The sequence below is a fragment of the Arthrobacter sp. P2b genome, from assembly GCF_900168295.1.
GTDB lineage: Bacteria > Actinomycetota > Actinomycetes > Actinomycetales > Micrococcaceae > Arthrobacter.
In genome coordinates this window covers 1-17,806 of sequence record NZ_FVZL01000022.1, presented here as the reverse complement: position 1 = coordinate 17,806, position 17,806 = coordinate 1, and the positions used below count along the sequence as shown (strand labels likewise).

The 17,806-nt window shown below is 62.9% G+C and carries 18 protein-coding genes and 1 pseudogene; 11 read left to right on the top strand and 8 right to left on the bottom strand.

Annotated elements, in window-relative coordinates; genetic code table 11:
• Together B5520_RS20370 and B5520_RS20365 are read right to left on the bottom strand one after the other, a co-directional pair.
• Window positions 1-1,470, bottom strand: coding sequence for an aldehyde dehydrogenase (locus B5520_RS20370; RefSeq protein ID WP_079598892.1), 1,470 nt, complete (start codon window positions 1,468-1,470; stop codon window positions 1-3).
• Window positions 1,471-1,480: 10 nt separating this feature from the next.
• The gene (locus B5520_RS20365; protein ID WP_079598891.1) at window positions 1,481-2,338 is read right to left on the bottom strand and encodes a p-hydroxycinnamoyl CoA hydratase/lyase; all 858 of its coding nucleotides are present in this window, start codon (window positions 2,336-2,338) and stop codon (window positions 1,481-1,483) included.
• Window positions 2,339-2,471: 133 nt separating this feature from the next.
• Here B5520_RS20365 and B5520_RS20360 point away from each other — a divergent pair, with 133 nt between their 5' ends.
• Complete coding sequence (locus tag B5520_RS20360; protein ID WP_079598931.1) at window positions 2,472-2,963, top strand: MarR family winged helix-turn-helix transcriptional regulator; 492 nt, start codon at window positions 2,472-2,474, stop codon at window positions 2,961-2,963.
• A 33-nt stretch (window positions 2,964-2,996) separates the two neighbouring features.
• Here the strand turns inward: B5520_RS20360 and B5520_RS20355 are convergent, their stop codons facing one another.
• The gene (locus tag B5520_RS20355) at window positions 2,997-3,800 is read right to left on the bottom strand and encodes an IclR family transcriptional regulator (protein ID WP_079598890.1); all 804 of its coding nucleotides are present in this window, start codon (window positions 3,798-3,800) and stop codon (window positions 2,997-2,999) included.
• Between the two features lie 151 nt (window positions 3,801-3,951).
• Between B5520_RS20355 and B5520_RS20350 the strand changes: the two genes are divergently transcribed.
• From B5520_RS20350 to B5520_RS20330, 5 genes are all read left to right on the top strand, one after another.
• Window positions 3,952-5,067 carry an alcohol dehydrogenase catalytic domain-containing protein gene (locus tag B5520_RS20350; RefSeq protein WP_217700353.1) on the top strand — a complete coding sequence of 372 codons (1,116 nt, stop codon included), beginning with the start codon at window positions 3,952-3,954 and terminating at the stop codon, window positions 5,065-5,067.
• Window positions 5,068-5,076: 9 nt separating this feature from the next.
• Window positions 5,077-5,721 carry a cysteine hydrolase family protein gene (locus B5520_RS20345; protein ID WP_079598888.1) on the top strand — a complete coding sequence of 215 codons (645 nt, stop codon included), beginning with the start codon at window positions 5,077-5,079 and terminating at the stop codon, window positions 5,719-5,721.
• Window positions 5,722-5,813: 92 nt separating this feature from the next.
• Entirely contained in the window at window positions 5,814-6,947 is a 1,134-nt protein-coding gene (locus B5520_RS20340; RefSeq protein ID WP_079598887.1) for a sugar ABC transporter substrate-binding protein, read from the top strand.
• 29 nt (window positions 6,948-6,976) lie between these two features.
• Entirely contained in the window at window positions 6,977-8,509 is a 1,533-nt protein-coding gene (locus tag B5520_RS20335; RefSeq protein ID WP_079598886.1) for a sugar ABC transporter ATP-binding protein, read from the top strand.
• Window positions 8,510-8,553: 44 nt separating this feature from the next.
• A complete protein-coding gene (locus B5520_RS20330) occupies window positions 8,554-9,558 on the top strand; it encodes an ABC transporter permease (protein WP_176156934.1) in 1,005 nt (334 codons plus the stop codon).
• 422 nt (window positions 9,559-9,980) lie between these two features.
• Here the strand turns inward: B5520_RS20330 and B5520_RS20325 are convergent, their stop codons facing one another.
• The 4 genes from B5520_RS20325 to B5520_RS20310 are packed head-to-tail and all read right to left on the bottom strand — an operon-like array spanning window position 9,981 to window position 13,923.
• On the bottom strand, window positions 9,981-10,721 hold the full coding sequence (locus tag B5520_RS20325) for a substrate-binding domain-containing protein (protein ID WP_079598884.1): 741 nt from the start codon (window positions 10,719-10,721) through the stop codon (window positions 9,981-9,983).
• Window position 10,722: 1 nt separating this feature from the next.
• Window positions 10,723-11,631, bottom strand: a complete 909-nt coding sequence (locus B5520_RS20320) for a dioxygenase family protein (protein WP_079598883.1) — start codon at window positions 11,629-11,631, stop codon at window positions 10,723-10,725.
• 10 nt (window positions 11,632-11,641) lie between these two features.
• A complete protein-coding gene (locus B5520_RS20315; protein ID WP_079598882.1) occupies window positions 11,642-12,703 on the bottom strand; it encodes a maleylacetate reductase in 1,062 nt (353 codons plus the stop codon).
• Complete coding sequence (locus B5520_RS20310; protein WP_079598930.1) at window positions 12,703-13,923, bottom strand: FAD-dependent monooxygenase; 1,221 nt, start codon at window positions 13,921-13,923, stop codon at window positions 12,703-12,705. Before B5520_RS20310 ends, B5520_RS20315 begins: the two co-directional genes overlap by 1 nt.
• A 149-nt stretch (window positions 13,924-14,072) precedes the next feature.
• Between B5520_RS20310 and B5520_RS20305 the strand changes: the two genes are divergently transcribed.
• The 5 genes from B5520_RS20305 to B5520_RS20285 all read left to right on the top strand — a co-directional run bounded on the left by B5520_RS20305 (window position 14,073) and on the right by B5520_RS20285 (window position 17,015).
• Window positions 14,073-14,846, top strand: a complete 774-nt coding sequence (locus B5520_RS20305; RefSeq protein WP_079598881.1) for an IclR family transcriptional regulator — start codon at window positions 14,073-14,075, stop codon at window positions 14,844-14,846.
• A gap of 288 nt (window positions 14,847-15,134) precedes the next feature.
• On the top strand, window positions 15,135-15,623 hold the full coding sequence (locus tag B5520_RS20300) for a hotdog fold thioesterase (RefSeq protein ID WP_079598880.1): 489 nt from the start codon (window positions 15,135-15,137) through the stop codon (window positions 15,621-15,623).
• Between the two features lie 235 nt (window positions 15,624-15,858).
• Window positions 15,859-16,158: a DUF4193 domain-containing protein gene (locus B5520_RS20295; protein ID WP_079598879.1), complete on the top strand. Its 300-nt coding sequence runs from the start codon at window positions 15,859-15,861 to the stop codon at window positions 16,156-16,158.
• On the top strand, window positions 16,148-16,555 hold the full coding sequence (locus B5520_RS20290) for a hypothetical protein (RefSeq protein WP_079598878.1): 408 nt from the start codon (window positions 16,148-16,150) through the stop codon (window positions 16,553-16,555). Before B5520_RS20295 ends, B5520_RS20290 begins: the two co-directional genes overlap by 11 nt.
• 187 nt (window positions 16,556-16,742) lie before the next feature.
• Complete coding sequence (locus tag B5520_RS20285; protein ID WP_254865651.1) at window positions 16,743-17,015, top strand: hypothetical protein; 273 nt, start codon at window positions 16,743-16,745, stop codon at window positions 17,013-17,015.
• Between the two features lie 473 nt (window positions 17,016-17,488).
• Here the strand turns inward: B5520_RS20285 and B5520_RS23125 are convergent.
• A pseudogene (locus B5520_RS23125) lies at window positions 17,489-17,806 on the bottom strand (MFS transporter); the annotation flags it as partial.

Sequence of the window (17,806 nt, the reverse complement as noted above, 5' to 3'; positions counted from 1 at the left end):
CTAGATAGGGTAGTGGCGTTCTTCGGTTGAAACGGTAATCCACCGCAGTTCCGTGAACTCTTCCAGGGAAGCTGCGGAACCGAACCGCCCGAAGCCGCTGGACTTTACTCCGCCGAAGGGCATCTGGGCCTCATCGTGGACGGTGGCTCCGTTGATGTGGCAAATGCCGGACTGGATGCGACGCGCCAGCCCCAGTCCGCGGCTGACGTCGCTGGTGAACAGGGCCGCGGCCAAGCCGTACTCCGAGTCGTTTGCAACTTCAATGGCTTCGTCGGCGCCGTCAACCTCAATGATCGGCGCCAGCGGGCCGAAGGATTCCTCGGTGTAGATCCTGGCAGCCTTGGTAACACCCGTGAGGACTGTTGCGGGGAAATACAGTCCATCGGCTTCGCCGCCTGTGAGGACTGTTGCACCCTTTTCGACAGCGTCGCGAACCAGAGCGGTGACGTGTTCAACGGATGCCTCGTGAACCAACGGGCCGAGCTGTGTTGCCGGGTCTGAGGGATCGCCTACGACCAGCTTGGCGGCCCGCTCGGCCAGCAACTGGCTGAACTCCGCTGCGACGGCCTTGTCCACGATGATCCGTTCGGTGGACATGCAAATCTGGCCCTGGTTCATGAACGCCCCGAAAGACGCGGCTGCGGCGGCGGCCTGAAGGTCAGCGTCTTTGAGCACGATGAACGGGGCCTTGCCGCCCAGCTCCATGACGGAGCGCTTCAGGTTCCTCCCGGCTTTTTCGGCGATGATCCGGCCAACCTTCGTGGACCCGGTGAAGTTGATAACCCGCACCGCTTTATGGGTGACCAGAGCGTCGACGACCTCGGCGGCGTCTTCGGGTGCGTTGGTGATCAGGTTGGCCACGCCGGCAGGCAAACCTGCGTCGATCAGGCATTCGATAATCGCGGAGTGCGTCGCCGGAGTCTCTTCGGAGGCCTTCAGTACCACGGTGTTCCCGAAAGCCAACGGCATGGCCACAGCGCGCACTCCAAGGATCAGAGGCGCGTTCCACGGGGCGATACCGACAACGACGCCGACGGGTTCACGTACAGTCGTCGCGGAGAGTCCTGGCACGTCTGAGGGGATAACCTGGCCGACCGTTGAGTAGACCTGGGCCGCGGCCTCGCGGAGCATGTTGGCGGCAAGCATGGCGTTAAAGTGGCACCAGGCAGCGGCAGCTCCCATTTCCTTACCCATCACGGCAGCAATGTCGTGGCTGCGTTCGGTCAGCAGCGTTGCTGCTGCCTCCAGAATCCTTCGGCGCTGCGCCGGCGGGGTGGCCGTCCATACCGGAGCCGCGGCAGCTGCAGCGTCGACGGCACGCTCTGCATCGGCTCGGCCAGCCGCCGCGACGGTAGCCACAGTCTCCCCCGTGAGGCGCCGCGTCTTCTCGAAATAGCGTCCGCTGGCAGGATCAGCGGCCTGACCGGCGATCCTGAGGGGGACCCTGACAATGTCTGTCGTTGTGGTCATCACGGACTCCTTACTCTGCAGTCGCAGTGGTGTAGGTACCCAGGCCGGGCCGGTAGGTCTTCTCGTCCAGGAACTGCGTCATGCCCTGCTCCCTGGCGTCGGTGTCGAACAGGATGGCCTGATCGTGCTTGGCGTACAGGAAGTCTTCAGCAGTTTCCCAAGACATGAGGCGGGAGTGCCGGAAGCCCATCTTGGTGCCGCGCACGACCCACTGGCTGAGGCTGGTCAGCTGCTTGGCCAGCGCTATAGTGCGTTCGCGCAGCTGATCGGCCGGGACGGCCTCGTTAACCAGCCGCATCTGGGAGGCCCGGCGGCCATCGAACTGTTCGCCGGTCATGATGTAGTACATCGCATCCCTGGTCGGGATGGTCTCGGCCAGGGCCCGGGTCACCAGGTTTCCGGGAGTGACGCCCCAGTTCACTTCGGAAAGGCCGAAGGTTGCATCTTCGGCGGCGATGGCCAGGTCGCAGGAGACCAGGGGCACGAATGCGCCACCGAAGCACCAGCCGCTGACCATGGCGATGGTCGGCTTGGGGTAGCTGAGCAGTTTCCGGTACTGCCAGTTCGTCCCCTCGGTGCGGACCTTGTTCTGTATTGAACGGGGCTTGCCGTCCGTTTCGCGGAAATACTCCTTAAGATCCATCCCGGCGGACCAGGACTCCTCGGTTCCGGTCAGAACCAGGACTGCGCACCGGTCATCAGTTTCGAGGTATTCGAGCGTGGCGTACATTTCACGGTTCAGCGTCGGATTCATTGCATTGCGCTTTTCCGGGCGGTTGAAGCGGACCCAGGCGATGCGGTTCTCGTCGAACTCGACGAGAACCGTGTTTCCCCAGGGCTCCTCGGGGGTGGTGTTTTCAACTGTCATGACAATCCTTCTGCGGATGGGTGGGGTGGATGGGGTCCCGGCTTCGGCCCGTCTCAGGAAGCGGCGGAGTTCCGGAATGAGTATCAGTGTTTCTGATACAAGAGATATCAGCCATTCTGATAAGCTGTCAACCATGTCTGCAGAAGTTTTCGGCGCCGGCCGTCCCGGGGAGCACGTTACTGACGAACCTCATGCCAGTGTGACCTATCTGGTTAAGCGCCTGGAGTCGGCGGTCCGGCGGGACCTGGATGCGATCATGCAGGAACAGGGGCTTACCACCCCGCAATACGCCGCCCTGAGTATCTTGCGGAGGAGCCCTGGGCTTTCATCGGCCCAGCTGGCCCGCCGGTCTTTCGTCACCGCCCAGTCGATGCAGGTAATGGTCGCCGCTTTCGAGCGCAGTGGCTTCATCGAGCGGCGTGCCGATGCGGGTCATCAGCGGATTCTGCGCAACTTCCTCACGGCCGCGGGCGAAGCTGTCCTGGCACGCAGCGAGGAAGCCGCCGACCGAATCGAGAAGCAGATGCTCGCCGGGCTCAGCGACGCCCAGATCAGGCGCCTGCGCGAAACCATGGAGGCCTGCGTCCAGAACCTTCTGGCCGACGGGCCTAAACCGTTGCGGTAGGCGGGCTGCGGCGGCTACCCTGCCCTATACCGTCTAGCTCCCTGCCTGCCGGTGCAAGCGGGGGCTGATGGTGGATGCGGCGTGACTGCCGGCGAGGGCGTGGGAGAGTCCGCGCGCGGCCATCTGCACGAGAAGTTTCATCTCTTTCAGGTCCCTCGCCCCTGGCGAACTCAGGAGTGACACCGCAGCGATCCCCACTTCCGGCGGACCGAATACGGGGGCCGCGCAGGAAACTGAACCCGGGGTCAGCTCATCCTCTGACGTGGCCACGCCATCGCGCCTGATGCGGTCCAGTTCCAGACGAAGGACCTCCGCGTCGGTATGGGTATTCGTTGTGTAACGGGCCAAGGGTGAAGCCAGCACCGCATCCCGGATCTCAGGTTCGGCGTATGCCAGCAAGACCTTTCCGGAAGAGCTTGCGTGAAGCGGCAGCCTGCCCCCGGCCCGGCCGGCCGCGGGCACACCGCGGGTTCCGGCGATCCTCTCGATCAAAAGAGCATCATTGCCGTCCATGACGGCGATGAGCACATGCGCCTTCGTCGTCTCCCAGAGGCTTTGGAGGAATGGCATGGCCGCCTCCCTCAGGCCGTAGCTGCGGTTGGACCTGGCCGCGATCTCCCAGAGCCTGACTCCAATGGCATAGCCGCCGGACGTACGCTCGAGGCCGCCCCAGGTGACCATGTCCTGGATGAGGCGATGGACCGTGCTGGTGGGCAGGGCCGTGAAACGGGCGATATCGGACATCGACAGCACCGTGCGTTCCCCGGCAAAGGCGTCCAGAACGAGAAAAATTTTCGCGGACACCGACTGCCCAGGAGATGAGCTGTTGCCCGCCATTGGACGCTCCTTAGATGTCAGAGGCTCTTATTCACCTCTTGCAGGATAGTTTCCCACTGAGTGGGCACGCGTGTCACCCGTCACATCAGAGGCTCTTATATTGAAGTCAACGGCGTGATGCCGGCCCTCAAACATCCCACAGGAGTGAATAGTGACCAGGACAATGATGTCAGCCCGTATGCACGAGGTCGGAGCGCCGATGGTGCTGGAAGAAGTTCCCCTTCCCGAGCCCGGCCCGGCGGACGTGCGGGTTTCTGTGCAGGCCTGCAACATCGTGCCGAACCTTGCGAACATCCTCGCGAACTGGACGACATGGTTTCCGCAAAACCCCCTTCCCGCCCTGCCGGCGATTTTCGGTCTTGACCCGGCAGGTGTCGTCGAAGCGGTGGGCTCCGACGTCCACGGGTTCGCGCCGGGGGACCGGGTGTACGTCAACCCGGGCCGCTATTGCGGAGGATGCCTGGCCTGCCGGAGGGGAGACCATATCAACTGCACCAGCTACGCATTCTCCGGCTACTTCGGCTTTACGCCGACGGCTACCAAAATGTTGGACCGCTACCCCTATGGCGGGCTGGCCGAGTACATGATCGCCCCGCAGTATGCACTGGTCAAACTGCCGGATTCGGTCAGCTTCGAACACGCCGCCCGCTTCGGTTACCTGGGCACCGCGTACTCCGCGCTGCGCAAAGCCAACGTCGGGACTGACACCACCGTGCTCATCAACGGCATCAGCGGAACGCTCGGCCTCGGGGCCGCCCTGTACGCACTCGCCCTCGGAGCCACGCAAATCCTGGGCACCGGTCGTGACCGCGCCCTGCTGGAAAGGGTCCGTGCCCTGGCGCCCGAGCGGATCCAGACGTTCTCCAGTCTTGACGGACCGATCGATGAATGGGTGCACAGCGTCACGGACGGCGGAGTCGACGTCCACATCAGTGCCCTGGGTCCCGGTACACCGCACGATCCCTTCATCCAGGGTATGAAATCCCTGCGCCGCGGCGGAAAGGCCGTCAACATCGGCGCGACCGCCGGGGACGTCCCCATCGACGTCCACCACATGATGGACCAGCAGCAGCAGCTGATCGGCTCCGTCTGGTTCACCGCAGGGGAAGGCCAAGACATGGCAGCCATGGCTGCCAACGGCATGGTCGACCTGTCCATCTTCGAAAACGTGGTCTACCCGCTGGCGAAGGTCAACGACGCAATCAACGGCATCGAGAACCGCCACGGCGGCTTCAGTAACTACATCATCAGCCCGAACGAAAAATAGGACAACGCCATGACCGCCAACGAGCTGCAGTTCGATCCCGCCCGCACGGCACTGGTAAACGTGCACTGGCAGCGGGACATCGTGACCGCTGAAGGGGCGTTCGCTCCCTTCTTCGCCGAGGCCGTCCAGCGCCACGGCGTCATTGACAGCACCCGGAGTCTAGTCCAGGCCGCCAGGGAAGCCGGTGTCCCGGTCATCTGGGCGCGTGCCGCCTTCCGGCCCGGCTACCCCGAACTCATCATGAACACCGGACTCAGCCATGCCATCAAGGACCTGAACGCCCTCGTGGAAGGAAGCCCCGGAGCCCAGATCATTGAGGAGCTGACTCCGCTGGATACCGAACCGGTGGTCAGCCACCCCGGCACTTCCGCGTTCCCGGACACGCCCCTGGACGCGATCCTTCGCCGCCTCGGCGTGGAGACGGTCCTCTTCACCGGTGTCGCCACCAACATCACGGTGGAAGGCACGGCACGGGATGCCGTCAATCTCGGGTACCACGCCGTGATCGTCTCGGACGGCTGCGCCGCAGCCACCGACGCCGCGCACGACGCCACCCTTGAGACCTTTTCGCTGCTGGGGCAAACAGCCACCGTCGACGAAATCCAGGCCGCGCTGCAGGGCGTCGCGGCACAGCCGGCCGTTTCGGCCCGCTAGCCAGGGGCCTCACGTCCCTGTCGTGTTCTACCGTGCGGTCCCCGGCTGGGGACCGCACCCACCCGCTGTTTCACCCCGTCGAAGGAAAGAACATGCCCAAAAATCGAATCAGGTCCTCCGCGATGACGCTTGGGGCCGCCGCCGCGCTGATCCTCTCCCTGGCCGGCTGCGCAGGTTCCTCCGCAGGCCAGTCAGGCGAAGGCCTTGACAGTGCCGGCCAGCAGGCGTTGTCGCAGGCGAAAGACTTTGTCGAAAAGTCCCAGTCGAAGGTCACCGACGTGGCCCTGGCCTCGAGCTCGCCCGCTATCGCCAAGGACATCTCCATCGTCGTTATCCCCTGCACGTACGCGGCAGAAGGGTGCAAACGTGTGGCTGATTCCGTGCAGGAGGCAGGCAAAACGCTGGGCTGGGAGACCCGCATGATTGACCCGGCCGGAGACCCGGAAAAGATGCGCCAGGCCATCCGCACGGCCCTGCAGCTCAAAGTGGACGGCATCGTGCTCGGCGCGATTCCGGAAATCCTGGTCAAGGACGACGTCGCCCTCGCCCGCGCCGCCGGAATCAAGGTCGTCAACGCCATGGAGCCCAACTCCAAGGAATTCTCTGACGCGCAAACCGGCACCGACAACGTTCAGGCCGGCCGCATGAACGCAGCCCTGCTCGCTGTCCAAACCGGAGGCCTTGGCCGCGTCATCACCATCAATGATCCGCAGTTCCCCGCCGTCATTGGCTGGCATAAAGGCTTCACCGAAGGGCTCAAGGAATTCTGCCCCTCGTGCACCATCGTCAAGGAGATGGAATTCCAGTTGTCCGGACTGCAGACCACCCTGCCCCAGGAATTCCAGGCCACATTGACGGCCAACCCCGACGTCAACGCGGTCTGGGCAGCCTACGATCCCGTCGTCACTGCCATCACCCCCGTCATCGAACGCTCCTCCAATCCCGATATCAGGGTCGTGTCCCAGAACGCTGACCCCTCTGCTCTGAAAGACCTGAAATCAGGGGACAAGCCGGTCCTGGGCTCGGTCGGGTATTCCATCGAGTGGATCGGCTACAGCGCAGTTGACCAGATGAACCGGTTGTTCAGCGGTTCCCTCCCGGACGCTGAACGCCTACGGACGGTGCCGAACAAGCTGATCACCTCCTCAAATGTCACCACCGTGCCGTGGGATGGCGACGCTGACTGGAAAAACGCGTTCCTCACCGCCTGGAAATCGGCCAAGTAGCAGCCCGGGCCCGGATTCAGGACACCAAGATGACCAACTACGCTGTCGCCTGCGAAGACCTGAGTATTTCCTTTGGCGCCACCAAAGCACTCAAGTCGGTGACCACCGGCTTTGAACGGGGCAAGATCACGGCGCTGCTGGGGATGAACGGCTCCGGCAAGTCCACGCTGATCAAGATCCTCGCAGGAATTTACCGGCCCGGTCCCGGGTCCAGGATCACGATCGCAGGGTCCACGATCGCAGGGCACCTGACACCGCAGCGATCCCATGCCCTGGGGATGAGGTTCCTCCACCAGGAAGTCGGATTGGTGGAGGCCCTGACCGTATCGGACAATTTCGCCTTGACCGGGCGCTTCAAGGCCCCTTTCGCGCTGGGCCCCATCGCCCAGCGGGAGCAGGACGATTTCGTGTCCCAGGTGCTGCAGCGTTTCGACCTCCCCGTTCATCCTCAATCCAAGGTCGCCGACCTGAGCCCGACCCTGCGGACCATGGTCGGGATGGCCCGGGCGTTCCAGCACGACGGCGATGACGAGGACGTGTTCGCCAGGAACGTCCTGGTTCTGGATGAACCCACGGCATCTCTGCCCGCCGATGAGGTCCACGCGGTCATGGCCACCGTCGAACGGCTCCGCGATCATGGCGGCACGGTCATCTACGTCAGCCACCGCACCGAGGAAGTCAAACGGCTGGCTGACAATCTCGTCGTCCTTCGGGACGGCGAGGTCGTTGTCGAAGAGGCAGTTGCACACCTGCAGATCCCCGACATCGTCACCAGGGTCGTAGGAAAATCCATCGCAGCCAAGGAACCCCGTCAGAACGATCTCACCGCCGCACCTGTCGTCTTCGAGGTCAACAATCTTCACGGGACCAGGCTCCGCGACGTCAACCTGGAAATTCGTGCAGGGGAGATCCTCGGCGTGGCAGGGCTCGTCGGGTGCGGCCGGAGCGAGCTGATCCGTCTCCTTTCCGGCGCGCAACGCCCCGCCCAAGGAACCATGGAACTCAAGGGCCAGCTGTACCACCCCACGCACCCGGCAACGGCAGTGAAACGGGGCGTTGTCTCCGTGCCACAGGACCGCCGGGCTGAAGGATGCATCCTGGGCATGGCCACCACCGACAACCTGACCATGGGCAGCCTGAACACCTTCTTCAAGGGCGGACTCCTGCGCCTGAAATCCGAAACCCTCTCAGCCAAGGGGCTTGCCGAAACCTACCGGGTCAAGGCCGGGGACATCCGGTCCCCCATCAGCACCCTCTCGGGCGGTAACCAGCAAAAGGTCATTATCGCCAGAGCAGCCAGCAAGGCGACCGAAGTGCTCTTGCTCGACGAGCCAACGCAGGGCGTCGACGCCCTGGCCAAGCAGGAAATCTGGAACATCATCCGCGGATTCGCAGCAACTGGAAAAGCCGTCATCGTGGCATCGACCGACTTTGATGAGTTTGTCGGCCTCTGCGACCGCGTCATCGTCCTGGACCGCGGAGTCATTGCCGCTTCCGCCGAAGGGCCCGACGAAATCACCGAAAAGCAGCTTGCACTCCTGTGTGCCGGAGCGGACCAATGACGTCCCGCAGCCCGTCACCATCTACGAAAAGGATGACCAGCGCCATGGTTTCCACCATCACGAAAGTCCGGCCAGAGCAGGGTACGGCACGTACCCGGCCGGGACCGGCCGCATTTCTCACCCGCTACGGCGTTATCGTTTTTCTGGTTCTCCTCTTCACCATTTTCGCGTTGCTGATGCCCCGGACCTTTCCGACGTCAGGGAACCTTCTGGCGATCGTCGCCGACCAGTCCATACCCATCATCCTGGCGCTTGCGGCCATCCTTCCCCTGGCCGCAGGCGAATTTGACCTCTCCATCGCAGCGGTCCTGGGCTTTTCGTCCATTCTTTCCATCGCCCTATCGAACGCCGGGCTGCCCCTGCCGCTGGTACTGGCGGGAACTCTCATTCTCGGTCTGCTGGTCGGAGCTGTGAATGCCTTCTTCGTCGTCAAAATCGGCATTAATGCCTTTATCGGAACGCTGGCAATGGCGACCATCCTTGCGGGCCTGAACCTGTTGCTCACCCGCGGATCACTGATGACCCTTGAATCCGAACAGTTCGCCAGGCTCACCAGCGTGCCCGGCTCCCGGATCCAGATCGTCATTGGGTACGCGCTCGTTCTCGTGCTGGCCGTCTGGTATCTGCTGGAGCGCACACCTTTCGGCCGGTACCTGCGGGCCACGGGCATGGGCCGCCCGGCAGCCCGCCTCAGTGGCGTGCGAACAGAGCGCTACCTCACGTCCTCGTTCGTGCTCGCAGCGCTGCTTGCCTCCTTTGCCGGATTCCTGCTGGCATCCCGGTCCGGAAGTGCACCGCCCACCCTGGGGCCGGAGTTCCTCTTGCCGGCCTACGCCGCCGCATTCCTGGGGGCGGCCACCATACGCCCGGGCTTCTTCAACGTATGGGGCACAGTCGTCGGGGCATTTCTCCTGGCTGTGGGCAGCAACGGCCTGACTCTGATGGGCGCCCAGACCTGGGTGGCGAATGTCTTCAACGGGGTGGCCCTGCTCGCAGCAGTGTCGGCCTCCGTGATCGTTGCCCGCAGAGGAGTCAACGGCAGGGCATAACCGGCCAAGGCGTTCCGGATGTGCGAGGCCCCTGCACATCACGAAAAATGATGGGTCAGCTGCATGGGTAAGCGGTCCCCGGGCTAATGCCTTGGGACCGCTTACTTGCGGGCTTTGGGCAGTCCGGGCAGTCCCCGGGGACGTCCGGGCGGCCCCCGGGAATGTGCTCCGGCAGCGGAGTCGGAGAATCCCGCTCGCACCAACACGCTGCAGATAGTCTGCTTCACCGGAGGATTGGCCAGGAGAAACACCGCCCGGTTCGTATGTAACGGGCGTGGCCGGGAGCGTGTCGCGTAGCCTCTCCAAGGGTTCACGTCCCCGTCGGCAAACCCGTCAATTAAGGCACCCAGCAGGGCCGGACGACCGGCCCCTGCTGGGCAACTGAAGCCGGCCCTGCTGGGTCCGCTGGAAGGTGTCCCTTGTCAGGGGGACTGCAGGCCGCTGGCACGGTAGGCGCGTGCAGCCAGCGGGCCGGATAAGAAGCCAAAGAGGGCTGAGGCCAAGGCATCGTTAAGAGCCGTGCGCGATATCGTCGCGGAGAATTCAGTGTAATGCTGGACGGGGTGGGGGAGTGGGCCGATGACCGCTGCCTCGGGGACGAGCATCAGTTCACTTAGCTGATGGATGGCGATATCAGCCCGTCCGTCGATGAGAGCGTAGGCGGTGGGGCCCTGGTCAACCATCGTGGACCGGGAATTTACCTGGTCCGCTATACCCAGGTCCCGAATCAGGCGTGCAAAGTAGATGCCGCTCGGTCCGTTCCGCGAATAGGCGACAGAGCGTGCGGTGGACAGGGCTCCGATGAGCCCGTCAACTGAGCCAATATCGGGGCGGGGGGCTTCCGGGGGAACCGCGACTCCTATTCCCGACTTCGCGACCGGCTTACACGATGGCAGGTCGAAGATGTCAGTGACAGCAGAGGCTTCCAGTGACCCTGCTGTGCCTACGAAGATCCCTGGCCGCGCGCCTGCTTCGATCCGCTCCAGGAGCAGACCCGTCGGCTCAAAGAGAACATCCACAGTTGTTCCGGTCGCCCGCATGAAGGCCGGCAGGACGTGCTCTTCCAGGGCCTTTTTTAGGGCCACCGCACAGAACAGCGATAGGGCGGAGTCGGACACATGGTCCGGCACCGCCCTATCGGCCGATGAACTGGGGACGGTCATCTCAGACGTGAACCGGGGCGAGGACAATGTCAAAGCGTGTGCGGGCCCAGGACTGGCTGTCCAGATCGCGGCCGTCAGGGGTGGGGGTGCCGGCGGGCTGTGTTTGGAATGTCTTGATCAACGAGTCTTTGACGCCGAACACAGAGTCACCAATCTCGATCTGAGGATCTCCCTCGACGAAGATGTGCGTCACCAGGGGGCGCAGGCCGTCAGCGGTGACCATGAAATGCAGATGGGACGCGCGAACAGGGGAGCGGCCCACGGCTGCCAGCATTTTACCGACAGGCCCGTCATGAGGGATGGGGTAGGGCGTCGGCGTGAGGCCCCAGAACGCGTACTTCCCGTCCTGATCAGCATTCAGGTGTGCGCGCCCAGCCACACGCTGATCGGCGTACTGGACGTCGTAGAATCCGTCCTCGTCGGCCTCCCAGACTTCAATGCGGGCGCCGGGGACCGGGCGCCCCTCGGTGTCCGTAACGGTGCCTTCTACCCAGCATGGCTGGCCGTTGGCACCTCCGGCGATATCACCGCCGATAGGGATTTCCGGGGCGTCGGCGACAAAGAATGGGCCGAAGACCGTAGCTTCGGTGGCTTCCTTGTATGCCTGGTTGTTCATGGCGATGGTCTGCATGGACGCTCCGAATACGTCGGAGAGGAGTACGAATTCCTGGCGTTTGTCATCGGTGATGTGCCCGGCAGCGGTGAGGAACCCGATGGCGGCGTTCCATTCCTCCTCCGTGAGGCGCACCTCGCGGAGAAAGTTATGCATGTGCCTGGTCAGGGACTGCATGAGCTGCTTCAGGCGCGGATCCTCGGTTTTATCGAAGGATGCCACGACGGTGTTAACGAGTTGTTGCTCGACGGCAACCTGCTCGGCGGAGATCTGCTGTGTTGACGATTGGATGCTCATGAGGGGTTCCTTAGAGTCCGGGGGTGGTGCCCGAGTAGGCGGAGCGGAGGAGTTCCTCGAGGTTCTCCTCGGTGACCGGGCGCGGGTTGGAGGCCGGAATAGCCGGCAGGATCAGATCGACCGCTTCAGGAATGTTCTCTTCGACCATGCCGTGGTCTTTCAAGGCCTTGGGCGCATTGAGGGTTTCACGCAGGGCGTTGAGTCCGTCGAGGGCGTCGGCGGTCCCGAAGGCGGCGGCGATCCTGGCCTCGGCATCCGGTGCATGAGCTGCGTTGAATGCCAAGACGTAGAGCAGGACGGTGGCGTGTGTTTGGGCATGGGGCAAGTTGTAGGCCCCGCCCAGGACGTGGCAGATCTTGTGGTGCATCCCTGAGCCCGCGGAAGCAAAGGCCACCGCCGAAAGGTAAGCCCCATACAGGGCCTGTTCACGGCCCAGGAGGCTTGACGGGTCATCCTTAATCAACGGAAGGCCCTGGTTCAGCGCACGGATTCCTTCCGCGGCCAGCGCCTGATTAATCGGGTCAGCACGTGGAGCCCACATCGAATCAACACAGTGTGCCAACGCGTTCAAGCCTGAGGCGACCGACAAGTCAACGGGAAGAGACAGCGTCAGGGCTGCGTCATAAATCACCGTGACGGGCAGTACCCTGTCGTCCACACCGGTGGTTTTCCGGGACGCTTCCGTAAGTCCCCACACGTTGGTGGCTTCGGATCCGGCATAGGTGGTGGGGACAGCGATGATGGGCAGCCCAGTGGTCATGGCAATGGCTTTGGCCAAGCCCGTGGTTGAGCCGCCGCCGACGCAGACCAGCAAGTCAATGCCCAGCTCTGCAGCCGTAGAGCGTGCCTTTTCTGCCTTCTCGATGGGTACATGGGGTGCAACGTCGTCGTAGAAGGACGCGACATCGATTCCCGTTGTGACGTCGGCAGCGATCTGCGCTTCGAATTCGGCGGCAATGACCATGACGCGTCTGGACCCCAGCCGGGATACCTCTGCGGTGAGGTTTTCAGCCGCCTTGCCGGAACCGAACAGCACACGCTGTCCCAGGGTCACATGTTCAAAAGCAGGCATCAGACCAACGCCTCCTTCGCTGCGAGCTCCGCGTCATGACCATAGAGCCAACCGTTGCTGACCAGGGGGTCGCCCTGGGCCAGGGCGTCGTCGCGCTCTCGCTGGGCGGGGCCGTCGGGAAGGTGGTTGATGTGTTTGCGGGCGCGGCTGAGCTGCTGGACTTCCGTTGTCCGGCTGATGCGGACCTTTTCATAGGTCCGCAGGGCGCGGGCAGGGTCCTCCGGATCATCGACCAGGCATTGTGCCAGTGCGGCTCCGTCTTCGATGGCCTGGGCAGCGCCCTGGGCGAAGAAGGGGAACATGGGGTGGGCTGCGTCACCGAGCAGGGTGAGCCGTCCGTAGGACCATTGCGTCAACGGTTCACGGTCAAGGAGTGCCCAGCGTCCCGGGGTGCCGGCCGCCTGGATCAGTTCCGTGAGCCGGGGATCCCAGCCGTCAAATTCGGCGAGCAGTTCATCGACCGTCGATTTCGTGCTCCAGGATTCCGCAGTGAAATCTCCCGCGGGACCGAAAGCCACGATGTTTACGGCGCTGCCACCGGAAATCGGGTAATGCACCAAGTGGTGGTCCGGTCCAATCCACAACGTCTGGGCTGCCCGACGTGCAAACTCGGGCGCATCCTCCATGGGCACGATCGCCCGGTAGGCGCACAGGCCAGAATATTCTGCCGGTCCAGAGCCGGAAATCGCGTTTCTCACCACCGAGTGGACTCCGTCGGCGCCGATGAGGATGTCTGCATCGGCGGTACTGCCGTCATCAAATGTAAGTGTGGCGCCGCTGTCATGTGGCTGAACTTCCACGCAGCGTTTGCCCAGGCGCAGCCACTCCGGCGGGACTGCGGCTTTGACAGCATCCAGCAGATCTGCGCGGTGGGCCACGTAGGTTCGTTCGCCGTACAGTTCCTCGCACCTGCCTGTCAGCTGCTCGGCCGACAGGACAGCACCATCCTGCCAGCGACGGAATTCCCATCCGATATCCAGAGGCACTGCTGTTTCCAGGAACGCATCGATATGGCCGAGGCGGCGTATCAGGCGTACAGCGTTGGGGGAGACAACCAGGCCAGCTCCAACAACACCCAACTCGGGAGCCTGTTCGTAAACGGTTGCGGTCAAACCCGCGCGGTGCAGGAAGCCTGCTGCTGCCAGCCCGCCGATCCCGCCGCCCAGAATGATGATGCGGGGACCTTGCGGCTCCGCTGTCCTGTTCGCTTCAGTAGTCATGACCATTGCCTTCCGGGAGGGAACGTCGCCGGGCGACATTCCGAGCTGTGGGGTTAGATCCATAGTCCGTGCCCCTCTCACGCATGGGAGGATAATGTCCACTGAACGAACAACTGGTTCGTGGATTGCCAAACCCGACAGGAGGTCGGATGCCGCTCAATACCGAACCCGGGCGCAGCGTTGCCTCCCGTCTCAGTGCCCTACTCTTTGCCTTCAGATCCGGCAATTCCAGCCTGACTCTGGCCGACCTAACCCGGCGCACGGGAATGCCCCACGCCACGGTGCGGCGACTCGCGCTGGAATTGCTCTCCGAAGGCCTACTCGAGAAGACCGACGACGGTAAGTACGTCATCGGTATCCGGGTCTGGGAACTGGGCACGCTGGCCCCCCGGAGTCTTCCCCTCCGCACCGTCGCCTTGCCGTTCATGGAGGATCTTCACGCTGCCCTGCAGCAACACGTCCAACTGGCGGTCCTTGACGGCCTGGAAGCGGTAGTTGTCGAGCGGATGTCCGCATCCAAGGCACTCGGGCTGGTATCCCAAGTTGGCGGCCGGCTGCCGCTGCACAGTTCCGGCGTCGGTAAGGTCCTTTTAGCCCACGGCGGTGACAGCCTCTTCCAACAAGTCACCGCCGAGGGCCTGAAGGCATACACGCCAACCACCATCACCGACGCCGAGCAGCTTCGAACCGACTTGGGCGAATACAGGCGGAAAGGATTTGCGCTGGTAAATCAGGAGACGAGCCGGGACGCCCAATCCGTGGCGACGGCCATTTTCGGTACCTCCGGGGAGTGCGTGGCCGCGCTCTCCGTTGTAGTTGCAGCCGGAACCGTGAACCTAAACTCAGTTGTGCCCGCAGTTGTGGCCGCTGGCAGGGGGATCTCCCGCGGACTTGGAGCGACAATACCCCGGCGCACCCCGTAGTCTGTCACGCACATCAAGGCCTCTGACCGCCGGTGCGACAACTGAAGTGCAAGCCGAGTCGACCAACGTCAGCGAGGCCCGGGCTACGAGTGATCTTGCCCGAGGCCGGTGTAGTTGCGCTGATGTAAATGCCTTTGGCCATGGTCCACCCTTTGCGGTGCTGGCGCAGGTCCGTCCACCCGCCGCCCAGCGAAAACGGGTCCGCGAAAATGGTCTCCTCTTGACACTTTCCAGCGGGATGGGATTACCTAATGAACATTCGGTAAATGAAGCTGGAGGCAATGTCGCATGGCTGAAGCAGCAATCTCCGGGGCCACCCACCCCATTCTGGAAAACGACTACGCCTCCATTTGGATGGGTATCGAGGTCCTCTCGCTCAGCGACGGCCACGCCACCATTCGCATGAGACTCAGGCAGGAAATGCTGAACGGGTTCGGCATGGCCCACGGTGGAATGATCTTCGCGTTTGGTGATACCGCCTTCGCACTGGCCTGTAATCCGGTCCACCCGACGGCGGCGGAGGCGGACACGATCACGGTTGCATCCGGCGTGGACATCAACTTCCTCAAGTCGGCCTACGGCGGGCAGGTGATCACCGCCGTCGCGGACCGCCGCTCCAGCGCAGGCCGTAGCGGGCTGTACGACATCCAGATATTTGCGGCCGACCCCGGCCGGCAGCCCGACTCCCAACAGCGCGGTGAACTGATTGCCGAGTTCCGCGGCCGCAGCCGAACCATCCCCAAGAAGCAGGAAACCAGGAAGGCCAAAAACGCCTAATTCTGCTCATCGCGGCCACCCCCCAAGCGGTTTTTGAAGAGCCGATAATGGTGATTCCGTTAACTTGCCTCTCCCGTCCAAGTCGGCCGCCACGACGTCGCGCGGGCGCTGGCTGAAGCCTTTCCTCTTCCCGATTGATAGGGGAGGAACGGCACCGCTTTTTTGGGGAATTCTTCCCATCTCCTGTACGTTGCAGGACCGGTAACCCACCCCAACAGAGGAGAGATGCACCGCCGTGGCAACCGATTACGACGAACTGCGCACCGACGTTAAGGAGTCCCAGGAAAATTCGCTGGAGGCCCTGAAGTCCGCCAAAGCGCCGGATGCGAAGTCTGTGGTTCAGGAGCTCGACGAGGCTGACACCCTCGACGGCCTCACCCCGGGCGGCGAGTTCATTGCCGAAGAGCTCGTTGTGCAGGTCATTCCGCAAGCCGAGGATGAGTTCACCTGTCACTCGTGCTTCCTGGTCCGCCACCGTTCGCAGAAGGCGCGCGAGAAGGACGGCCATTCCTACTGTGTCGAATGTGAGGGCTGAGCCCCACTACTGGCCGGCTGTCCCGGACCGGCTCTGGGACAACATCCGCGACGAAGCTACCCTGCCCACCGCGGCAGAGATGGAGACCCACTTCCGGTCTCTCGGCGAGCCCGAAGTGATGCGCCGCACCGTCCGGGTGTTTATCGGCGAGGAAACCTTCTGCCCGGGCTTCCAGCTCCAAGACGGGGTTCTCCACGAACCCGTACTGCGGCTCTTTGACCACGCCATGGCGCTGAAGGTCACGCACAACGTGTTCGCCGCATGGATCGTCAGCCCCCTGTCAGCCGGGGCGTGCTCCAGACCCGTGGACATGCTGGACAGCATGACGCTGCTCCAACGCTCCCTCGCTGCTTTCGCCGACAGGTACCCCGCTCGAAAAACGACACTGACGCCTTAATGGCTACTCTCTCGGCCACGCGTGCATGATTCGAGGTCTTCAGCTTCGGCTGGTTTTGGGTTCTGATCTTCAGCAGTGCCACGTGAGGCTCGACTCTCTTGGAGCGACAAAGGAATAGGGAAGCCTTCCAGCGCCTTGTTGCTGATGGGGCCGCTGACCGTTGGCTGCCTCATTCGAAAGGACCCTCTTGCCCACAGCTTTCATTCCCTTCACCATGCGCGCCTCAGCCCGTATTGACCACCGCGGCACCTTCCGCACTGACATTGAACGGCTGAGCGCCGGGCACCGGCACTGGGCGCCCCTTGACGTGCTCAGGTCCACGAATACCCAGGCTGTTTTCCGCGGTGCCGTCCCGAAGGGCGCACACACCGCGACTGATGCCAGCCTTGCACGCTTCCTCCAGGACCGTCTCGCCACTGTTGACATCCATCTGGACCTCAGCGTCACGATCGAGCGATAGCCAGCCCCAAAGCAACTCCCCGTACGACGTCCGGGGCTTTCTTGTGCCCGTTACAGTCGCGTGTCCGGTCAGGCCAAAAGAAGGCCAAAGGAGCAACGATCGGCGTGGAGTCAGAATAGGGCGGAATTTTCGTTTAGGGACGGTAGCTCATGATGTTCTCAAATCCCACCCTGACAGTCGAATGGCAAGAACCGAGGTGCGGCAGCCCGAGAATCATCAAAACAGGCCAAAAAATCGGGACTCGCTGAGACTCTGCGGCGGCAGGAGCTCACGAAGTTCCCTCCTGCGGCTCGACAGGTGTTGAGAACAAGACCGAAGCCCCACCGGCAGGTGAATCCCCCTTAGGAGACCGCCTTTACGTCAGGTGGTTGTAACTCATCTTGGAGCCGGCCCTAGCCGGGAAGGGGAAAGCCCTCGACCGGAGCGGGTCGAGGGCTTTCCTCATGTTCAGTGTTGCGGAGGAGATGGAAGGTCTACGGCTTGGAACCGTTCGTCTGGGTCCCGCCGTGTGGAGTCTCGAAGAGCAGGTGCTCGCCTTCCAGCACTTCGGGGTCTGCCGGTGCGACGGTGGCACGCCGGCCCTTGAAGCCAGTCTCCGGGAGCGTGAAGTAGACGATGAGGGAGAGGGCGACAATGGCGATCATGTAGTACGCAACGAACATGGGCTGTCCGGCGCCGACGAATGCAGCGGCAATCAGTGGTGCGGTGCCACCGAAGACGGCGATCACGATCTGGTGCGCGAAACCGATGCCTGCTACCCGGACTGAGGCCGGGAACAGCTCGGCCTGGAT

Bases quoted from the DNA above. Each gene is read 5' to 3' on its own strand.
- B5520_RS20340 (WP_079598887.1), top strand. From the start codon at position 5,814: ATGCCCAAAAATCGAATCAGGTCCTCCGCGATGACGCTTGGGGCCGCC.
- B5520_RS20345 (WP_079598888.1), top strand. From the start codon at position 5,077: ATGACCGCCAACGAGCTGCAGTTCGATCCCGCCCGCACGGCACTGGTA.
- B5520_RS20370 (WP_079598892.1), bottom strand. From the start codon at position 1,470: ATGACCACAACGACAGACATTGTCAGGGTCCCCCTCAGGATCGCCGGT.
- B5520_RS20355 (WP_079598890.1), bottom strand. From the start codon at position 3,800: ATGGCGGGCAACAGCTCATCTCCTGGGCAGTCGGTGTCCGCGAAAATT.
- B5520_RS20315 (WP_079598882.1), bottom strand. From the start codon at position 12,703: ATGCCTGCTTTTGAACATGTGACCCTGGGACAGCGTGTGCTGTTCGGT.
- B5520_RS20300 (WP_079598880.1), top strand. From the start codon at position 15,135: ATGGCTGAAGCAGCAATCTCCGGGGCCACCCACCCCATTCTGGAAAAC.
- B5520_RS20365 (WP_079598891.1), bottom strand. From the start codon at position 2,338: ATGACAGTTGAAAACACCACCCCCGAGGAGCCCTGGGGAAACACGGTT.
- B5520_RS20335 (WP_079598886.1), top strand. From the start codon at position 6,977: ATGACCAACTACGCTGTCGCCTGCGAAGACCTGAGTATTTCCTTTGGC.
- B5520_RS20310 (WP_079598930.1), bottom strand. From the start codon at position 13,923: ATGACTACTGAAGCGAACAGGACAGCGGAGCCGCAAGGTCCCCGCATC.
- B5520_RS20330 (WP_176156934.1), top strand. From the start codon at position 8,554: ATGGTTTCCACCATCACGAAAGTCCGGCCAGAGCAGGGTACGGCACGT.
- B5520_RS20360 (WP_079598931.1), top strand. From the start codon at position 2,472: ATGTCTGCAGAAGTTTTCGGCGCCGGCCGTCCCGGGGAGCACGTTACT.
- B5520_RS20320 (WP_079598883.1), bottom strand. From the start codon at position 11,631: ATGAGCATCCAATCGTCAACACAGCAGATCTCCGCCGAGCAGGTTGCC.
- B5520_RS20305 (WP_079598881.1), top strand. From the start codon at position 14,073: ATGCCGCTCAATACCGAACCCGGGCGCAGCGTTGCCTCCCGTCTCAGT.
- B5520_RS20325 (WP_079598884.1), bottom strand. From the start codon at position 10,721: ATGACCGTCCCCAGTTCATCGGCCGATAGGGCGGTGCCGGACCATGTG.